Genomic DNA, 17,241 nt, shown 5'->3' with positions numbered 1-17,241 from the left:
TGGGCAAAGGGGAAAGATTGCTACAACTTCTCCTCTGCTCATTATCTGCCCCATGCCTCATACCCCGCTCAGCACTTAATTGCGCTCCTTGCAGTCCAGCGATAGACAAAGGCTTTCATCGCAAATTCTGGCAAAGCCAACATCCGCCGCCAGCGCCAAGGTTCTTGATACAGCCGATATAGCCATTCCAAATTATTATTTCCTAACCAAGCAGGAGCGCGAGTTTTAGTTCCTGACCAAATATCAAAACTGCCACCGACGCCAATCCAAATTGCTTGGGCGCACAAATGGCGATTTTCAGCAATCCATAATTCTTGACGTGGTACCCCTAAACCTACAAAAATCACTTGTGGCTGCAATTGGGCAAGGGTTTGTTGCAATTGCGCTTCTTCTTCTGGAGAGTGGTAGCCTGAGTAAGTACCTACTATATTCAAATCTGGAATTTGCTGCTGCCAAAATTCTGCTGCTTTTGCAGCTACTCCAGGGGCGGCACCATAGAAAAATACTTTTGGTCTTGTCTTTTGCTGTCCAAGTTCTTGCAAAAGCTTTTCTGCTAATTCAATTCCCGGGCAACGCTGGACTTTTTGCCATAACAACCAGCGTAAATACAGAACAACCCCAGCTCCATCTGGAATCACTAGTTCAGCATTTTGAATAGCCTCAGCTAGGGATTTGTTTCGCTCTGCCTGCATAGTCATTTCTGCATTCAGCGTTACCACATGAGTTCCTCTGCCTTGTTGCAAGCATTCTAACAACCAGCCTGGATAGTTAGTCATCACATGAACTGGTATTCCCAATACTGAAAATGCTTCAGGCGATTTAGACATATGCCTATTTTTGATTGATTTTACACCACACTTCCTTGAATGTTAAGTTTAGCAAATAATTTTATCAAAGAATAATTTAACAGAAGCCACTCTTGTTTCTGTCATGAGGGTAGCAGTGGCATAGAACCCACTTTTTAACCCATAGGTATCCGCCTGCTATCTAAGAGAGCAACAGGTGTAACAATAGAAAGCATTTTTAACCAATTAGTTTTGGGCGCTTGGAGTTCGACGAAACCAGTCGCAATTTTATCGTCTTGGTGGGAAGACCCCATGCAGAACAAAGTAGAGCTTCGGGATGAAAGCTTTTGTCAAGCTTTAGACCGCTTAACTAATTGACGTGAATTAGATAAGCGTTCTAGAATCAACCTTATGGCAAACAAAGCTTACAGATTCAGAATCTATCCTAATAACGAGCAGTCAGCATTTTTGGCAAAGTGTTTTGGCTGTTCCAGATTTGTTTACAACCATTGTCTGAGGATAACCACGGATTTTTACGCCCAGTCCAAAAAGTCTTTGCGTTACAAAGAGTGGGCAAAATTATTGGTTAGTTTAAAATCTGAATTTGAATGGCTTCCAGAAGTTTATTCCCAGTCATTGCAACAAACATTTAAAGATTTAAAATCTGCGTTGACATGGGTTTTCCAAAAATTAGGTGGATTCCCAAATTTTCAAACCAGAAGTGATAGACAGTCATTTAGGTACCACAAAACTTTTCAATATATGAGAAAAGCAATATCAGCAGAAAGTCGGAATATTAATGGTATGCTCAAAAGCCGGAAGTTATAAATTCTTTCCCCCTGCTCCCTGCCCCCCTGCTGCCTATTTGTATCGATTTTAAAGTGAAATGGTATCACTCGTAATAATGGGTGAGGTCAGGAAGCGCCGCACTTCGTTAAACTACGTGCGGGGTACTTCACACACAGATGTCTTTAATCTGCGTCTGTTAAGACTTTTTAGTTAAACTCGACTTTACAGTTAAGGTAGTGTAACGGGCTGAAGTTGGCTATGAGTAAAATTCGTATTGCTCTAATTGAGGATCATGACCTGACTCGCGTAGGTATTCGGACAGCACTACTGCAAAAGGGTGAAATTGAAGTTGTAGGGGAAGCTGCTAATGCCGCTGAGGGACTAAAAATGTTAAAAATGCTACAACCAGATATTGCCATAGTAGATATTGGTTTACCCGATAAGGATGGCATTGAGTTGACACGGGAGGTAAAATCTACTACTAATAGCGAAGAGCTAAGCACAAAGGTGTTAATTTTGACACTGCGGGATAATCGAGAAGCGGTATTGGCGGCTTTTGCTGCTGGGGCAGACTCCTACTGTATGAAGGATATCAAATTTGATAATTTGCTGGAAGCAGTGCGAGTAACTTACAATGGCAACGCCTGGATCGATCCCGCGATCGCTCGAATTGTATTACAACAAGCGCAACAAAATCCCCAAAAGTCGGAATCGGCTTTTGTTGATAGCAAAGCCGTTGCCCCTAACCCTGATTTTGCGGAAAATCTGGAAGGAATTGAACCATACACCCTGACAGAAAGGGAGTTGGAAGTGTTACAGTTGATTGTCGAAGGTTGTAGCAATGCAGTAATTGCGGAAAGGCTTTATATCACTGTCGGAACTGTTAAAACTCACGTCCGCAATATTTTGAATAAGCTATGTGCCGATGACCGTACCCAGGCCGCAGTCCGCGCCTTGCGTTCTGGGTTAGTGGGATAAAAGTTAAATTCAACTAGCAGTGAACAGTTATCAAGGTTTCAAACACTGATAACTGATAACTGTTGAGAATGATTAGTTCTAAATTTTCGTTGGTTATCAGGTGGGATAAACATCATACTATCTCGCCACTAAACATAGTTGAAAAATTAAAGTCAAATATGGCTGAGACAGGGGTGGACAAACTTAAGCTCATGGTGGTAGACGATGAGCCAGATAACTTAGATTTACTCTACCGCACTTTTAGACGAGATTTTCAAGTGTACAAAGCTAATCATGCTTTTGGTGCCTTGGAAATTTTGGAGAAGGTTGGCGAGATGGCTGTGATTATTTCTGACCAAAGAATGCCAGAAATGAGTGGCAGCGAATTTTTTAGTCGCACAGTGGAACGGTTTCCGGACACCATTCGGATTTTGTTAACTGGTTTTACTGATGTCGAAGATTTGGTAGATGCGATTAACTCTGGTCAGGTGTTCAAGTACATCACCAAACCCTGGAATCCAGAGCGGCTCAGGGCGTTAGTTGAACAAGCCACGGATACATACCGTCTAGTAAAGAAGCGCACCCAAGAGCTACGTCGGGCTTTACGGCGAGAATCTTTGTTTAATGCGGTGACAACGGCAATTCGCGAGTCTTTAGACTACGACAGTATGCTGGAAAAGACTGTAGCAACTATTGGACAAACATTTGAAGCTACTAGTTGCTTGCTCAGACCAACAGAAGGCGATCGCCTCACACCAGAGTTGTTCTCATACTACGATCCTCAAGCAGATGTATTGGATTGTGCCTTCGACCCCGCTCCTTTAATTGAAAAAGTTCTGCAAACCCGTCATTATGAACTTGCTCAAGAAATATATGACGGTAACCCGTGTCATCATCTGGTTGTGCCACTTAGCTACCAGCAACACTTAGTGGCTGTGTTGGCTCTCCACCAATGGGGACGCGATCGCCCCTGGGAAGAGGAAGACATCCAACTGATTGCAGGTGTCGCTGAACAAGCAGCCTTAGCCCTCTCTCAAGCAAAACTCTATCAACGCCTCCAGGAAAAACAACAGCAGATTCACAATGAATTAGGGGTGGCTCGCCAAATTCAATACAATCTGCTACGCCAAAGTTTACCCGATCTCAAAGGTGTGAAAGTGCAAGCCTGTTGCTACCCCGCACGGGAAGTAGGAGGTGATTTTTTTGAAGTGTTTGTCCATCCCAAAGGCGATTTGTGGTTGGCTGTGGGTGACGTTTCTGGCAAGGGCGTTCCAGCTGCTTTATTTATGGCTAGTGTTATTTCCGTCTTGCGTCGGGAATTATCTCAAGAAGCTCCAGCGCCGCCAAATGTCGTCATGCAAAACCTTAACCACGCTTTGAGTGAAGACTTGATTAGCAATAATTATTTCATCACTCTTGTGTTAGCATGTTACACCCCTAGCACTGGGGAACTCGTTTACACGAATGCTGGTCACATCTATCCACTATTATGGTCACACAAAGCGGCATCAGCCGAAAGTCCCAATTACCTCAAAGTCCGCAGCGTTCCTTTGGGGATATTGCCCAAATGGCAGGGGCAATCTTGTAGCTTGGTTCTCGCTCCTGGAGACACACTGTTACTAACTAGTGATGGTATTACGGAGGCGATGATATCAAATAATTCACTAACTTCAGTAAAAACCGCGTCTGGCGTTCAGCCAGATGAACGTTCTATGCTGAATCAAGATGGGCTTTGGCAACTCTTACAACAAGAGGAAAAACCGCTTTCTCTTAACCATTTAGTAGCTCGCATCCAGGCAGATAACCACGTCCAAGAAGATGATCAAACTATACTCTCGCTGGAGATTTTGTAAGTAATGAAAAGTGAGCTTCATGTACCAAGTGATTTGAATTTTCTCAATATTGTCGAGAACTGGTTGCTGGGATGTTTGAAAATCCAGCTAGGAGACTCAGTAGATTGGTCACGTCAATCGAGTCGTTTGAGATTAGCTTTAGTGGAAGCCTACTCAAACGCAGTACGTCACGCCCATAGGGACAAACCAAATTTGCCGATATTACTGCGTTTGGAACTCAAAGACCGAGACCTGGCTCTAGAAGTTTGGGACTACGGCGAAGGCTTTGATATGTCTACATACTATGCTCCCGACCCCGTTGAAAAACAAGAAGGTGGTTATGGTTGGCTGATTATGAATCGTCTTATGGATAAAGTAGATTACAAGTTGCAGATTAATGGTGCTAACTGTCTCAAGTTAGAAGCTACTTTACCCGAATTAGTAAAATGAGTAGTTTTAAGCCACGATTTAGTTACTTGCTATTTTTGAGGGCGTAAAGATAGTAACTCTTGAGGCGAAGCTAAAAGTTTGATTCTAGTATATAAAATTTGTTGTTGTTGGTTGAGGATAAATAACCACAAGACATTTACGCCACACCAAGAAGTTTGGGCCTTACCTGTGACTTGGACTTGGATGTTGCCGTTTTCCAAAGTGTCGCTTATTCCTGTATTGGGGTAAGCTTTTATGTTTTGGGCTTCTTGCTTCAAGTAAGTTGCGATCGCATCACATCCAACAATATCAGATTCTAATGGCGGATGCATCACACCGTCGTTGGCAAATAAGGCGGCAGTTTGGTCAAATTCTCCTGCATTTAATGTTTCAAAATAACGCAGTACACTTGTTTGTGTAATTCCCTGAATCTGGAATTCTGATGAAGGCTGTATTGGGGATATTTCAGCAGAGGTCATAAAATTACCTGTATGATGTTAGCTAAATATTAATTTCATTACAAAAATCGTTAAAAAGAAAGCTGCTATTGAGATAGATTGCTACACATGTATAAATCTTTCTCACGATGGATCTGTTGATGGTTAACAGTTAACGAAGATGGTTGCACTATCATCTAATTGGACTCCTATTCATTCTCAATTCTGAATTCTGCTGTCTGAATGTCAAATCAGTAACAAATGTTCATCAAAAAATCACTAGATTAATGTACAATAAACATGCCTCGTAGTTAGGCAAATTCAAATATAAAACAATGAATCAGTGTTCCGTAACCAGCAGCAGGGTAGTGAAAGAAAAAGCCAGCGAGTTGGGCTTTCATAAAATTGGGATTGCTGCTGTAGACAGGGTGGATGTTACAGAAGCACAGAGGTTGAAAGCATGGCTAGCACTGGGTTATCACGCCGATATGGAATGGATGGGGAACCCAAAGCGTCAGGATATTCGATTAGTGATGCCAGAAGTGCGATCGCTAGTGTGTGTAGCACTGAATTACTACACACCACATCAACGTCCTCAAGGCGAAGAATATGCCAAAATTTCTCGTTATGGCTGGGGAAGGGATTATCACAAGGTGATGCATAAAAAACTCAAGCAGCTAGCTACCTGGCTAGAATCACTTGATGAAAGCGTGCGAGCGATTTATTATGCAGACACCGGGCCAGTGCAAGATAAAGTGTGGGCACAACAAGCGGGAATTGGTTGGATTGCTAAAAATGGTAATCTGATTACACGTGAGTATGGTTCTTGGGTATTTTTGGGAGAAGTGTTGACCAATTTGGAACTAGAAAGCGATCGCCCCCATACAGAACACTGCGGTAGCTGTACTCGTTGTCTTGAGGCTTGTCCAACGGGTGCAATTACTCAGCCTTTTGTCGTGGATGCAAATCGCTGCATTGCTTATCATACAATTGAAAATCGGGCAGAAGAATTGCCACAAACACTTACACCTCATTTAGAAGGCTGGGTTGCTGGTTGTGATATCTGCCAAGATGTTTGTCCTTGGAATCAACGTTTTGCTAAGACTACTGATATCGCAGAGTTTGCGCCTTATCCTGGGAATCTTGCCCCGCAACTGCTAGAATTAGCCCAAATCTCAGATGGCGATTGGGATAAACGATTTCCAGCATCCGCCTTACGACGGATTAAGCCAGAGATGTTACGACGCAACGCTCAAGCTAATCTTGACGCATCTAGGCGAAAGATGACCCAAAAAGTAATCATTTTTGATTTTGATGGCACAATTGCTGATACAGTAGATGCCCTTGTAAGTATTGCTAATCGTCTAGCTGTAGACTTTGGTTATATCCAAATAACTCCAGACCAATTAACTCTACTCAAAAACTTAACGTCTAGGGAAATAATTAAGTACTCTGGAGTTTCGCTGTTTAAGATACCTTTTCTAGTTAAAAAAGTTAAAGGAGAACTAAAAAACAAAATCCCAGAATTAAAGCCCATTCCTGGAATCAAGGAAGCATTAGTAGAACTCCAAACTCAAGGATATAAGCTGGGAATTATTACTTCTAATTCTAAAGAAAATGTTACGCAATTTCTCCAAATCAATAATTTAAATCACTTATTTGATTTTATATATTCAGGAATTACAATTTTTGGTAAAACAACCATTATTAATAATGTATTAAAGCAAAAACAACTCCAGCCTCAAGATGTAATTTATGTTGGAGATGAAACCAGAGATATAGAGGCTTCCAAAAAAGCAAATATCCAAGTAATTGCAGTGACTTGGGGCTTTAACTCACCGGAAGTACTAGCTAAGCAAAATCCAGATTATTTAATTCATAGACCTAGCGAATTATTAGAAGTGATGAAATAAAAATTCAGAATTTAGTAGAGATGTTGTATTGCAACGTCTTTACTAGATTTAGATCCCCTACTTCTACAAGAAATAGGGGATCTGAAGTGTGCATCTGGTGTGGAGGAAACTTATTTTTTCGGTTGACCTTTTTCTAGAGCTTTTTCTACTAAATTGTCATCGACGCTAGCTACACTCTCAGTTTTAGCATTTCCAACTTCCTTAGCCAACTCTGCATAATCATCAGGATTACCAGTTGACTGGGTTTGTGTTTTTGTTTCTTTTGCTTGAGGGACTTTTTGGTTAGGAGCGGTTGCGGCTTCGGCTGCTGCTGCACCTTTGCCTGTGCGGTCAACTTCACTGACGCTGAATTGTTGTGCAGCTGCGTAATCAGCATCAAAATCCACCTTTGGCGCTTTTTCTTCACCGCTAGCTATATTTTCGGCAGCTAATTGAGCATCATGGGTGGGAGCTTCATTAACATTGGGTTTTATTTCATCTGGCATAATTAAAACCTTAGGTAAATTTTTATTGCTGCGGCAATCATAGCAAAATAATTCGCTATACTCTTGCTTTCTTCCGAGAGATTTTTACCTCTATTAAAAGGTAGATTAATGCTGTATTTTCCAATTAATTTAACTCTTTCTATTGATAGTAGAATCTAATTCTCAAACTCTGGTAACTCTTAGTTTGGCCCTTTAAATTACCTTGGAAACAACTTATGACTACAAGTTACGATAAAAATATTTCTCAAGCTCGAAGCAATGAAACTCAAAAAGTGGTAGACAAGTTTAACGCCTTAGATACCGATGCCAAATTAGCTTGGTTCTATCTTGTTTATAAAAAAATGGGTGATTCCATTACGCCAGCTGCGCCCGCTGCTACCGATCCGGAATTAGCACCAAAGTTGCTAGGAGATTATTTTGATTTATCAGATGATGAGCAGTTGGGAATTATGCGGGATATCGTTAACCGCAAAGATACAGAATATTCCCGTGCTTATGGGGCGATTAAAGAAAACAATCAGTTGTTAGTTTGGTATGCTTGGGCAGTAGCTATGGGGGATAAAGTGGTTGGGTTACCAGCTACCTACCAACCAAGTCAGGCGATTAATGATTTGCTTGGTCAAATTGAAGGACTAGATTTTGACGAGCAAATTTCGGTGTTCCGAACAATAGCTGGTGAAATGGGTTACACCGATGTCAAACCAATTGAGACACAAGCACAAACTGGTAAAACGCCGAGTTTGTAATCATCTGTGGCGACTGGAAGTCACGGCTACATAAACAAAGTCTGCGTAGGCGGACTTCAATAATTTCAGGACTTACGCAAAAATGCTCAAAAAGCTTAATTTATCGTAGACGCTTTATGGTGAAGGGGTCGCAGTCTTAGCGGTTTCCGGCGTAGGCGGAACGCCTTTCCGTAGGGTATACGACCCCCCAAATCCGTAGGGCTTGCCGTTCCCGTAGCGTCCCGAAGAGAATAATGCCAAGGATTTGTAGAGTGTACGTAAGTCCTGAATTTATGAGACAGCAAGCTGATTTAAGTCAGATGGTGTGAGGTTAGAGTGTACCACCTGACCGTCACGGAACCAAACGATGCGCTGGGTTTGACGCGCCACTTCTGGTTCGTGGGTTACCATGACAACGGTGATTCCACTGGCGTTGAGTTCGCTAAAGATGTCTAAGACTTCTTGGGTTGTGCGTGAATCAAGTGCGCCGGTAGGTTCATCAGCTAAGAGTACTACGGGACGGTTGACAATGGCACGAGCGATCGCTACTCTTTGCTGTTGTCCACCAGATAGCTGAGTCGGTTTATTGTTGAGGCGATTTGCTAAACCCACTCGTGTCAGTGCAACTGTAGCGCGATCGCTTCTTTCTTTTGGATTCACACCAGCATACAACATTGGCAGGATCACATTTTCTAATGCTGTGAGTTGGGGTAACAAGTGGAATTGTTGGAAGACAAAACCCAGCTTTTTGTTACGGATATGTGCCAAGGATTTATCATCCATTTGGGCTACATCAATATTATCTAAGTAATAATGTCCGCCTGTGGGTCGGTCTAGACAGCCGATAATATTCATAGCTGTGGATTTACCTGAACCAGAAGGCCCCATAATTGAACAATATTCGCCTTCATCGATAGTCAAATTCACATCGTTGAGTGCTTTGACTTCGGTTTCACCACTGCCATATATTTTAAAGATATTCTCTAAACGAATAATTGTTGATTTAGGAACGGGATTGGGAACTAGAGAATCGGTAACTGAAATAGTCTTTGCCATAAGGATTTAGTTATTAGTTGGTAGAGTCACGATTATAGCGATCGCTCGTTTAATAACCTCTCTCCTAAGAGAAGAGAGGCTTTGAATCTTACCCCCCTTCCTTTGTAGGGAAGGGGTTGGGGGTTAGGTCTGTATTGGACTCAACTGCAAACTGGTATAATTACGTCTTTAGCTGTATTTACTTCTTATCTCTAGGATAATATTGGCGCTTAGTTATCAGCAAACCTATGCGTATAAAAAACAATGTAGCTAAAAGACTCAATAATAAAGATGCGTAAAAGGGATGGGGTGGGTTATCGGGAGATATGGCGGTTAGTGGTTGGTTGATTTTGTCGATGTGTTGGACGATGACACCGGAGATAATTGCACCACCGCCAAAGCCGATACCTAATATTTGGATGGTATTGTTTAAGGTGCGATCGCCTGTTCTATATTCTCGGCTCGTTCTGCTAAGATTCTGTCAGAGTAAGCATTCCCCAGATTATTTTGCGTCCTTGCCCAATTTTCAGGAAAGGTGCTGGGGGTGTAAACAGTCAGGGCAATTTTATAGCCAGCGATCGCAATTTCCATGTTGCTGGCTTTGCTACCCAAGGGGAACTGCTGAATCACATTACTAAAATTACCAATTACTACGGCGATGTCTGCTGCTGCATCTGGTTCTGCTTCTGCTAGGGGTAAGCGTAGTAAGCGCTTGTCTTGCGGAATGGTTGTGGCGTTCCTTTATTGGAAGATATGTATAAAATTACTAAATAAGCGATCGCCTTGGCTTACGATAACACCTGTAAATACCTTGCCGAAAACTATCCTGGCGATTTTGCCAGATGGTTACTCTCAATTGACACCTCAGATATCCAAGTACTGAAAACTGAACTCAACCTCGAACCCATCCGCGCTGATTCGGTGACATTCCTGCAAATCTCTAACCAAATTTTACATTTAGAGTTTCAAACTACACCCAAATCCAAAACTCCCCTTGACTTTCGGATGCTGGATTATTACACCAGGTTAAAGCGAGAATACTGGTGTGATATTGAGCAGGTGTTGATTTTTCTACAACCCACCTCCTCAGAAATTGTATTTCAGACTCAATATGTAGACAGAAAAACCAGACACGAGTATCGAGTGATTCGTTTATGGGAAGAAGATCCCACACCACTGCTAGCTAACCCCCCACTGTTACCACTGGCGACATTAGCCAGAACCGACTCACCCGCAGACTTGTTAACCCAAGTCGCTGCTGCTGTCGATATGATTGAGGAAACAGACGAACGACAGAATATATCAGCTTGCGTACAGGTTTTGGCTGGTTTGCGGTTTGACAAAAGTTTGATTACACAGCTTTTTAGAGAGGAAATTATGCAAGAATCTGTGATTTACCAAGACATTCTGCAAAAGGGATTGCAACAGGGAGAGCAAAGAGGTTTGCAAAAAGGAGAGGTGGCGGTAATACTACGTCTTTTGAAACTTCGGTTTGGTGCAATTGAGCCGGAGATAGAACAGCAGATTCGCACTTTATCTATCATTCAACTGGAGGAGTTAACCGAAGCACTGTTGGGTTTTAATAGCCAAAGTGATTTAGTGAATTACTTAGCAAATATCTCTGTACCTCAATCTAATCAGGAAGATTAATTATCGCTATCCCTATCACTTGAATTTTGAATTCTGCTGTATGTGGCGGTGCGTTATGATTTTAGCCTAACGCACCCGAATACTGTTCGGTTAAGGTAAGAGACGCGATGAATCGCCGTCTCTACAATAATCAGTCTTTCGTAGAGACGGCGATTTATCGCGTCTTTGCGGCGATTTATCTTAACCGAACCGTATTGTAACGCACCCTACTTAAGATTTAGTTTATAAATACTCTCTAAGCACTTCTCAAAGCCACAATCGGGTCGAGTTTTGCAGCGCGACGTGCGGGAACAACGCCAAAGAATAAACCAATACCACCAGAAACGCCAACTGCCATAGTAATGGCTACGGCGGAAATTCCTGCCTCTAAAGGTGTGAAAGCTGCCACTAACAGAATACCACTGACACCGACGGCAGTCCCAACTAAACCGCCAGCAGCAGAAACTATTACCGCTTCAATGATGAACTGTAGCAAAATATCTTGCTCTGTTGCACCGATCGCTTTTCTCAATCCGATTTCTTGGGTGCGTTCGGTAACCGAAACCAGCATAATATTCATAATACCAATGCCACCGACAAATAACGATATGGCTGCGATCGCTGCTAACATAATTGTCAATGCACTTGTAATTTGACCTACAGTTTGCAAAGCATCTTTTTGGGTGCGAATCGTAAAGTCATCTTCACCATTAATTTTGTGTCGTAGACGCAGCAAATTCGTAATTTGAAACTCTGCTGCATCGACGCTATCACCATCACGAGCAGCGGCGACGAGATAATCTAAGGCGATTCCATAGGGAGAATTCTTTCCCACAAGGCGGTTTGCAGAGGTTGTAATTGGTATTAAAGCAGCTTCATCATAATCTGCTCCCACACTGGAACCTTTGGCTGTTAATGTGCCAATCACTTGAAAGCTGGTATTGCCAATTCGCAATTGCTGACCAATGGCATTACTATTACCGAATAGTTTTTCTGCTAAGTCTGCACCTAATACAACAACTTGATTACTTCGCTTAATGTCTACTTCACTAAAAAACCTGCCTTTATCGGTTTCAAAGTCCCGCACTGATAAAAAACTTGAAGTTGTACCAATGATATTAACGTCAGTATTTCTATTACGATAAGTTACCACTTGTCTTCTATTTAACTCTGGTGCAACTCCTATGACTGTTGGCACTTGAGAGGCGATGGCGTCAGCATCTTGCAACACCAGATTTTTCGGCACTTCAAAGGAAATGCGTTGGGTTTCTCGATTTCCTGGAATCACAAACAGCACATTTGGCCCTAATGACTCCAGCTGTTTATTCACGTATTTTTGCCCACCTTCGCCAATACCAATCATGGCAATCACTGAAGCGTTGCCAATAACTATCCCCAGCATCGTCAGGGCGCTACGCAGCTTATTTGATAACAGGGTTTTCCCCGCCATTTGGACACTTTCTAAAAAATTCATATCTTAATAATTACGAATTACGAATTACGAATTACGAATTATCCTGTTCTTTGGCTTTTTCGATTTTGTAGTCTTTGGGTGGGTTAACAAAAATGCGATCGCCTTCTTTAACTCCCCCTAAAATCTGAGTTTGGTCTTTGATTTGTGCCCCGACTGTGACTTCGCGAAATTGGGGTTTATTGTCTGCATCAGGTACAAGTACGCCAGTTCTACCTTGTTCGGTGACGATGGAAACTGTTGGTAATACTAAGGCATTATTAACGCGATCGCCCAAAAAAGTTAGATCCACATTTAAGCCAGAACGCAGTTTATCTAGGCCAGTATCCAGAGTAACTCGCACTTGGAAGGATGTTACACCTTGTTCTACCACTGCTTCCGGAGCAATCAAGCGCACACGTCCTTTAAAAACTTGATCCGGATAAGCATCGGCGACAATTTCCACTTGCTGTCCCGGTTTGATTCTGCCAATCTCGGCTTCGGGAACTTGAGCTAATATTTCTAAACCGCGTGCTACGGCAACAATTGAACTAGAAGTTGCTGAGGCACTGGTAGAAGCAGAAGTTGTAGGTGTAACGAAAGCACCAACGTTGGCATACTTTTGCGTGACAATTCCCGAAAAGGGAGCGCGAATAATTGTATCTTCTAACTGTACTTGCACGCCTTTTAACTGAGCTTCAGCGGATGCGACAGCTGCTTGGCGTCCTGCAATTTCCTCAGAACGGGTGCCATCTTCTAACAGTACTAATGCTGCGCGTGCTTCATTCACAGCTGCTTGACGTTGGGCGATTTCTTCACTGCGAGAACCGCTTTGGACTAACGACAATCGTTTTTTCGCTTCTTCTAGATTGGCTCTGGCGCTTTTGTCTTCGCTGATGGCTTGATCGAGTAGTTGTTTTTTCTCTGCGCCTTCTTTATATAGATATTGATAACGCTTTACTTGTTCGGCTGTGTAATTCACTCTTGCCTGAGCTGCATCTACTTGGGCTTGAGCTTGGGCAATTTCTTGGGGACGATTACCTGCACGAGCTTGGGTTAGCTGGGCTTGGGCTTGGGCTAATCGCGCTCTAGCTTGAGCAATTTCTTGAGGACGACTACCAGCAAGGGCTTCGGCTAACTGTGCCTGACTTTGCGCTAAGTTAGCAAGATACTGGCTCTTTTGTGCGTCAATGCTAGCGCTATCCATGCGGGCGAGAATTTGGCCTTTTTGAATGCGATCGCCTTGTTCGACGTACAATTGCGACAGCACACCAGGATTCTTGGGGCTAATATTCACGCTCTCGACTGGAACGACTTTACCACTAGCCGTTATCCGTAACGTGACGTTTTGTGCTGCTACTGGGACAGTTAGGCGATCGATGTCTTCTTGGTTTGTACCTTGATTTATCAGAGTAAAGTTTGCAACTGTACCCACAACCAAAGCGCCCCCCGCCATCAGCCCAATGAACCAGCGTAATGGATACTTAATTTTGCCAATAACTGGAATTTCTATGTTCGTAGCCATACAATAAAAGCCTGTGATGATTGCTGTGTGGGAGTAGCCTTTAGTTAGAGGACAAGTGCAGAATCAGGAGTTGTTAAAGGTTTGCGATGGAATCTTGAGAAATTTACTAACAACTAGACGCATAATAAGCTTCATAGTTGCTTAATGTTACTTCATACTAGGCATTGGTATGTCTGTATGCCTTCACCTGAATGGATGACTTTCGCCACTGATATAGGACTCATATTTGATTTGGTGAAATACACGTACGGTGCGTTACGCCAAAGGCTAACGCACCAGTTAACGATTTAGGTGCGTTAGGCTACGCCATAACACACCCTACAAATACTTAAATTTTTTCATAAATCAAATCGGACTCCTGTATCACTGGGTAGCATCAAAAATGCTACGGTATTTCTCATTTGCTTGATGTACAAAGTAGAGACGTAGCAGTGCTACGTCTCTACAATTAATTTTCACTTTTTCTTTATCTAAAGCCACAAAACACGGTTAAACACATCCAACTCGCATCGCCCTAGTAGCAGCCTCCGTGCGGTTGGTTGCTCCTAACTTATTTAGTACCTGACTGACATGATGTCTAATTGTAGAAGGACTCAATTTCATTCGTTGAGCGATCGCTTCATTACTCAATCCTAAAGCCAGGAGTGTTAACACCTCTGACTGTCGCCTGCTGAGTTCATATGCAGGAGGGGATGATGGTTGAGTCGGTTGCAGCAACGCCTGAATTACCTCTGCTGCCAAAATAGATCGACCAATCGCTGCACAACGTATGGCATCCGCTAACTCATCAATCGAGACACCCTTGAGTAAGTAGCCAATGGCTCCCGCTTGCATTGCTTTCTGTACCAAGCCCTTGTCTAGAAAACTAGTCAAAATTAAAACCTGAATTTGTGGGTATTTTTTGCGGATAACTTTTGTTACTTCCGCCCCATTCATCCCGATCATCATCAAATCCATTAGCACTACATCTGGTTGCAAGTTTTCGCAAAGACGTACTGCTTCATCTCCATTACCCGCTTCCCCCACTAATTCAATGTCATCAAAGGCCAGCAAGAGAAATTTAATACCTCCCCGCAAGATTTGATGATCGTCAACAGTTATGACCCGAATTGGTTTGACTAATTTATCTGTTTCCATATTTAAATCCGGGTTGTTAATACTATTTTTTTATACATTGATAGTATTTTCTATTATTCCATCGTTAATTTTTTAGATAAAATTCTTAATCTTTAATTTTTATTTATTACGAGAGAATAATCTTAAAATTCACAATCATAAATAATAATCTGTATTTTCCAAATCAGTCAAGTAAATAAATATAACTATATTGCAATCAGGTTCTATTAGGAAAATTCTTCTGTAAAACTAAGGGAATAGGAAACAGTAAACAAAGGCAGAAAAACAAGCTTATCTAAACGAAAGTGAACTATATTACAAAAAGTAAATATGTCTAAAAACCTTACTATTGGGTAATAAAAAGCAAAAATGTCGATTGTATTTAGTTAAGTTTATTTGTGCCTAGTCTAATGACCCATTTGTAATTATGAATTTTCTATTCTCAAGATAGAGGTTGACCAACTTAGGGAAATGTCAGTCCCCCTTCCTAAATAGCTTGATAAATGAAAATTAGCGCCAATGGACTCAGCTCGTTCTTTCATAATTGCTATCCCTAAATGACCAGATGGTATCTCTTTAGGGTCAAAACCACAGCCATTATCGCTCATACGCAAGACCACCTTTTGTGACCCGTACTCAAGGCTGACTGATACTTGCGTAGCTTGGGCATGTTTAATAATATTATTCAGTGCTTCTTGAGTAATCCGGTAGAAAACGAGCTTTACCTCACTAGATAAAGAAAAATCACCTTTTACCGTTGTTGTTACCTGTAAACTTGCTCGTCCAGAAATTGCCTTGGTTAACTGCTGTATTAATTCACCTAATGGTTTCTCTGCTAAACCATCGGGACGTAACTCGATTAGTAAATTTCGCATCTCTGCTAATGCCCCTTGTGTGAGTTGGGCGAGTTCCTCTAATCTTTGTTGGGCTATGTCTGGGTTGCGTTTCCAAACTCTAGGTAAAGCTTCAGCAATCGTCGCTACAGTAAACAATGTCTGCGAAACTGAATCGTGTAAGTCACGAGCGAGGCGATTTCGCTCGACTTCCACGGCAATTTTTCGTAGCCGTTCGCTTTCTAGCAATTGTTTGTGTAGTTTCACCGCTTGTATTAAATCTTTGGATAAGCGTAGACTCATAATTATCACGAAGGACATAAATCCAAACTCAGCCAGGTATATAAATTGGATTTTTCCCAAATCTACTAGGCGATCGTGTTGAACAGTTGCTATTAAAATTGCCAAACTTAGTCCGAGAGTGAGTGCTGCTTGCTTCTCGCCGCGCCGATATTGAAAGTAACAGGCAAAAAAAACGAAAACAGTATTACCGAGGAAAGCTAATAATTGCAAACTGAATAGGGGATTGAGTGTACCTTGTGGGTGAGGAATTGATTCGCCCCAAGGCAAAGAAATACTTGATAGGTTGCTGATATGAGAGTAGAGAATCCCTGTAGGAGAAATTTGGTTGATTAACAGGCAGATAAAGTACAGGGTATTGATTACTAAAATTAAACGCACTGGTCTGAAATTTGTGTAGAGAGACACAAACCAAGCAGTACTTATGCCGTAAGTATATCCGGCAGAAGTTAGTAGTTTTCTGGCATTTATGTAATCGTCTACATTCATGGCTTTATATTCAGCTATAAGAGCCAAAATAGAACCAGCAATGGCTAAGCAGCTTAACCCAAAGCAGAAGTTTAGTGCAGATTTTAATCGCACAGAGGCAATTAGCAAGTGTAAAAAGCCAACATATAGGCTAATGCCAGCAACTATACCTAGAACGGTTAGAATCAAAGTCATTACTTATTCTCTTAAAAATTTATATCTAGCGACAAATAAGTAATATCACTTTAATAGTCTATAGGACTAGTATTTGATTTCTGAAAAAATCTAAGTATGTGTAGGGTGTGTTACGGCTTCCGTAACGCACCACCCGAAGGTTTTGGTGCGTTAGGCTACGCCATAACACACCACTACGTATACAAAATGCTTTGATTTACACCTTTGTTGCATTGACTTGCAACTTTGATGCTTTGATTTACACCTTTGTTGCATCGACTTGCAACTTTGATGCTTTGATTTGCACCTTTGTTGCATCGACTTGCAACTTTGATGCTTTGATTTGCACCTTTGTTGCA

General features: G+C 41.9%; 16 protein-coding genes and 1 pseudogene. 8 read left to right on the top strand and 9 right to left on the bottom strand.

Going from position 1 to position 17,241, the window contains the following annotated elements:
* Window positions 1–68 precede the first annotated feature (68 nt).
* Window positions 69–827, bottom strand: coding sequence for a WecB/TagA/CpsF family glycosyltransferase (locus ACM0OY_RS25735; RefSeq protein ID WP_414571655.1), 759 nt, complete (start codon window positions 825–827; stop codon window positions 69–71).
* A gap of 369 nt (window positions 828–1,196) precedes the next feature.
* On the opposite strand from ACM0OY_RS25735, the gene ACM0OY_RS25730 reads away from it, so the two are divergent.
* The 4 genes from ACM0OY_RS25730 to ACM0OY_RS25715 all read left to right on the top strand — a co-directional run bounded on the left by ACM0OY_RS25730 (window position 1,197) and on the right by ACM0OY_RS25715 (window position 4,813).
* Entirely contained in the window at window positions 1,197–1,613 is a 417-nt protein-coding gene (locus tag ACM0OY_RS25730) for an RNA-guided endonuclease InsQ/TnpB family protein (RefSeq protein WP_414571654.1), read from the top strand.
* A 219-nt stretch (window positions 1,614–1,832) separates the two neighbouring features.
* The gene (locus ACM0OY_RS25725) at window positions 1,833–2,552 is read left to right on the top strand and encodes a response regulator (protein ID WP_414571653.1); all 720 of its coding nucleotides are present in this window, start codon (window positions 1,833–1,835) and stop codon (window positions 2,550–2,552) included.
* Window positions 2,553–2,710: 158 nt separating this feature from the next.
* Window positions 2,711–4,384: a SpoIIE family protein phosphatase gene (locus ACM0OY_RS25720; RefSeq protein WP_414571652.1), complete on the top strand. Its 1,674-nt coding sequence runs from the start codon at window positions 2,711–2,713 to the stop codon at window positions 4,382–4,384.
* A 3-nt stretch (window positions 4,385–4,387) separates the two neighbouring features.
* A complete protein-coding gene (locus ACM0OY_RS25715; protein WP_099070959.1) occupies window positions 4,388–4,813 on the top strand; it encodes an ATP-binding protein in 426 nt (141 codons plus the stop codon).
* 29 nt (window positions 4,814–4,842) lie between these two features.
* Here ACM0OY_RS25715 and ACM0OY_RS25710 read toward each other — a convergent pair whose 3' ends face one another.
* The gene (locus ACM0OY_RS25710) at window positions 4,843–5,271 is read right to left on the bottom strand and encodes a ketosteroid isomerase family protein (RefSeq protein ID WP_414571651.1); all 429 of its coding nucleotides are present in this window, start codon (window positions 5,269–5,271) and stop codon (window positions 4,843–4,845) included.
* A gap of 293 nt (window positions 5,272–5,564) precedes the next feature.
* On the opposite strand from ACM0OY_RS25710, the pseudogene queG reads away from it, so the two are divergent.
* Window positions 5,565–6,538, top strand: a pseudogene (gene queG / locus ACM0OY_RS25705) (tRNA epoxyqueuosine(34) reductase QueG).
* Window positions 6,513–7,142, top strand: a complete 630-nt coding sequence (locus ACM0OY_RS25700; RefSeq protein WP_414571650.1) for an HAD-IA family hydrolase — start codon at window positions 6,513–6,515, stop codon at window positions 7,140–7,142. Before queG ends, ACM0OY_RS25700 begins: the two are co-directional and overlap by 26 nt.
* A gap of 110 nt (window positions 7,143–7,252) precedes the next feature.
* Here the strand turns inward: ACM0OY_RS25700 and ACM0OY_RS25695 are convergent, their stop codons facing one another.
* Window positions 7,253–7,627 (bottom strand): hypothetical protein, encoded by a 375-nt coding sequence (locus ACM0OY_RS25695; protein WP_414571649.1) that lies wholly within the window; start codon window positions 7,625–7,627, stop codon window positions 7,253–7,255.
* A 215-nt stretch (window positions 7,628–7,842) separates the two neighbouring features.
* On the opposite strand from ACM0OY_RS25695, the gene ACM0OY_RS25690 reads away from it, so the two are divergent.
* Complete coding sequence (locus ACM0OY_RS25690; protein ID WP_414571648.1) at window positions 7,843–8,373, top strand: orange carotenoid protein N-terminal domain-containing protein; 531 nt, start codon at window positions 7,843–7,845, stop codon at window positions 8,371–8,373.
* A gap of 270 nt (window positions 8,374–8,643) precedes the next feature.
* On the opposite strand, the gene ACM0OY_RS25685 is transcribed toward ACM0OY_RS25690, so the two are convergent.
* Both ACM0OY_RS25685 and ACM0OY_RS25680 read right to left on the bottom strand, forming a co-directional pair.
* Entirely contained in the window at window positions 8,644–9,408 is a 765-nt protein-coding gene (locus ACM0OY_RS25685; RefSeq protein ID WP_414571647.1) for an ABC transporter ATP-binding protein, read from the bottom strand.
* A 408-nt stretch (window positions 9,409–9,816) separates the two neighbouring features.
* A complete protein-coding gene (locus ACM0OY_RS25680; RefSeq protein WP_414571646.1) occupies window positions 9,817–10,017 on the bottom strand; it encodes a hypothetical protein in 201 nt (66 codons plus the stop codon).
* Between the two features lie 153 nt (window positions 10,018–10,170).
* Here ACM0OY_RS25680 and ACM0OY_RS25675 point away from each other — a divergent pair, with 153 nt between their 5' ends.
* Window positions 10,171–11,037, top strand: a complete 867-nt coding sequence (locus ACM0OY_RS25675) for an Rpn family recombination-promoting nuclease/putative transposase (protein WP_414571645.1) — start codon at window positions 10,171–10,173, stop codon at window positions 11,035–11,037.
* Between the two features lie 235 nt (window positions 11,038–11,272).
* On the opposite strand, the gene ACM0OY_RS25670 is transcribed toward ACM0OY_RS25675, so the two are convergent.
* From ACM0OY_RS25670 to ACM0OY_RS25655, 4 genes are all read right to left on the bottom strand, one after another.
* The gene (locus tag ACM0OY_RS25670; RefSeq protein ID WP_414571644.1) at window positions 11,273–12,490 is read right to left on the bottom strand and encodes an ABC transporter permease; all 1,218 of its coding nucleotides are present in this window, start codon (window positions 12,488–12,490) and stop codon (window positions 11,273–11,275) included.
* Between the two features lie 31 nt (window positions 12,491–12,521).
* Window positions 12,522–13,991: an efflux RND transporter periplasmic adaptor subunit gene (locus ACM0OY_RS25665; protein ID WP_414571643.1), complete on the bottom strand. Its 1,470-nt coding sequence runs from the start codon at window positions 13,989–13,991 to the stop codon at window positions 12,522–12,524.
* 489 nt (window positions 13,992–14,480) lie between these two features.
* Window positions 14,481–15,128 (bottom strand): response regulator, encoded by a 648-nt coding sequence (locus ACM0OY_RS25660; RefSeq protein ID WP_414571642.1) that lies wholly within the window; start codon window positions 15,126–15,128, stop codon window positions 14,481–14,483.
* A 404-nt stretch (window positions 15,129–15,532) separates the two neighbouring features.
* The gene (locus tag ACM0OY_RS25655; protein ID WP_414571641.1) at window positions 15,533–16,903 is read right to left on the bottom strand and encodes a sensor histidine kinase; all 1,371 of its coding nucleotides are present in this window, start codon (window positions 16,901–16,903) and stop codon (window positions 15,533–15,535) included.
* Between the last annotated feature and the right edge of the window lie 338 nt (window positions 16,904–17,241).

It is taken from the genome of Nostoc sp. CCY 9925 (assembly GCF_963920935.1).
Taxonomy (GTDB): Bacteria; Cyanobacteriota; Cyanobacteriia; order Cyanobacteriales; family Nostocaceae; genus Nostoc.
This window is presented reverse-complemented; position numbering and strand designations above follow the sequence as displayed.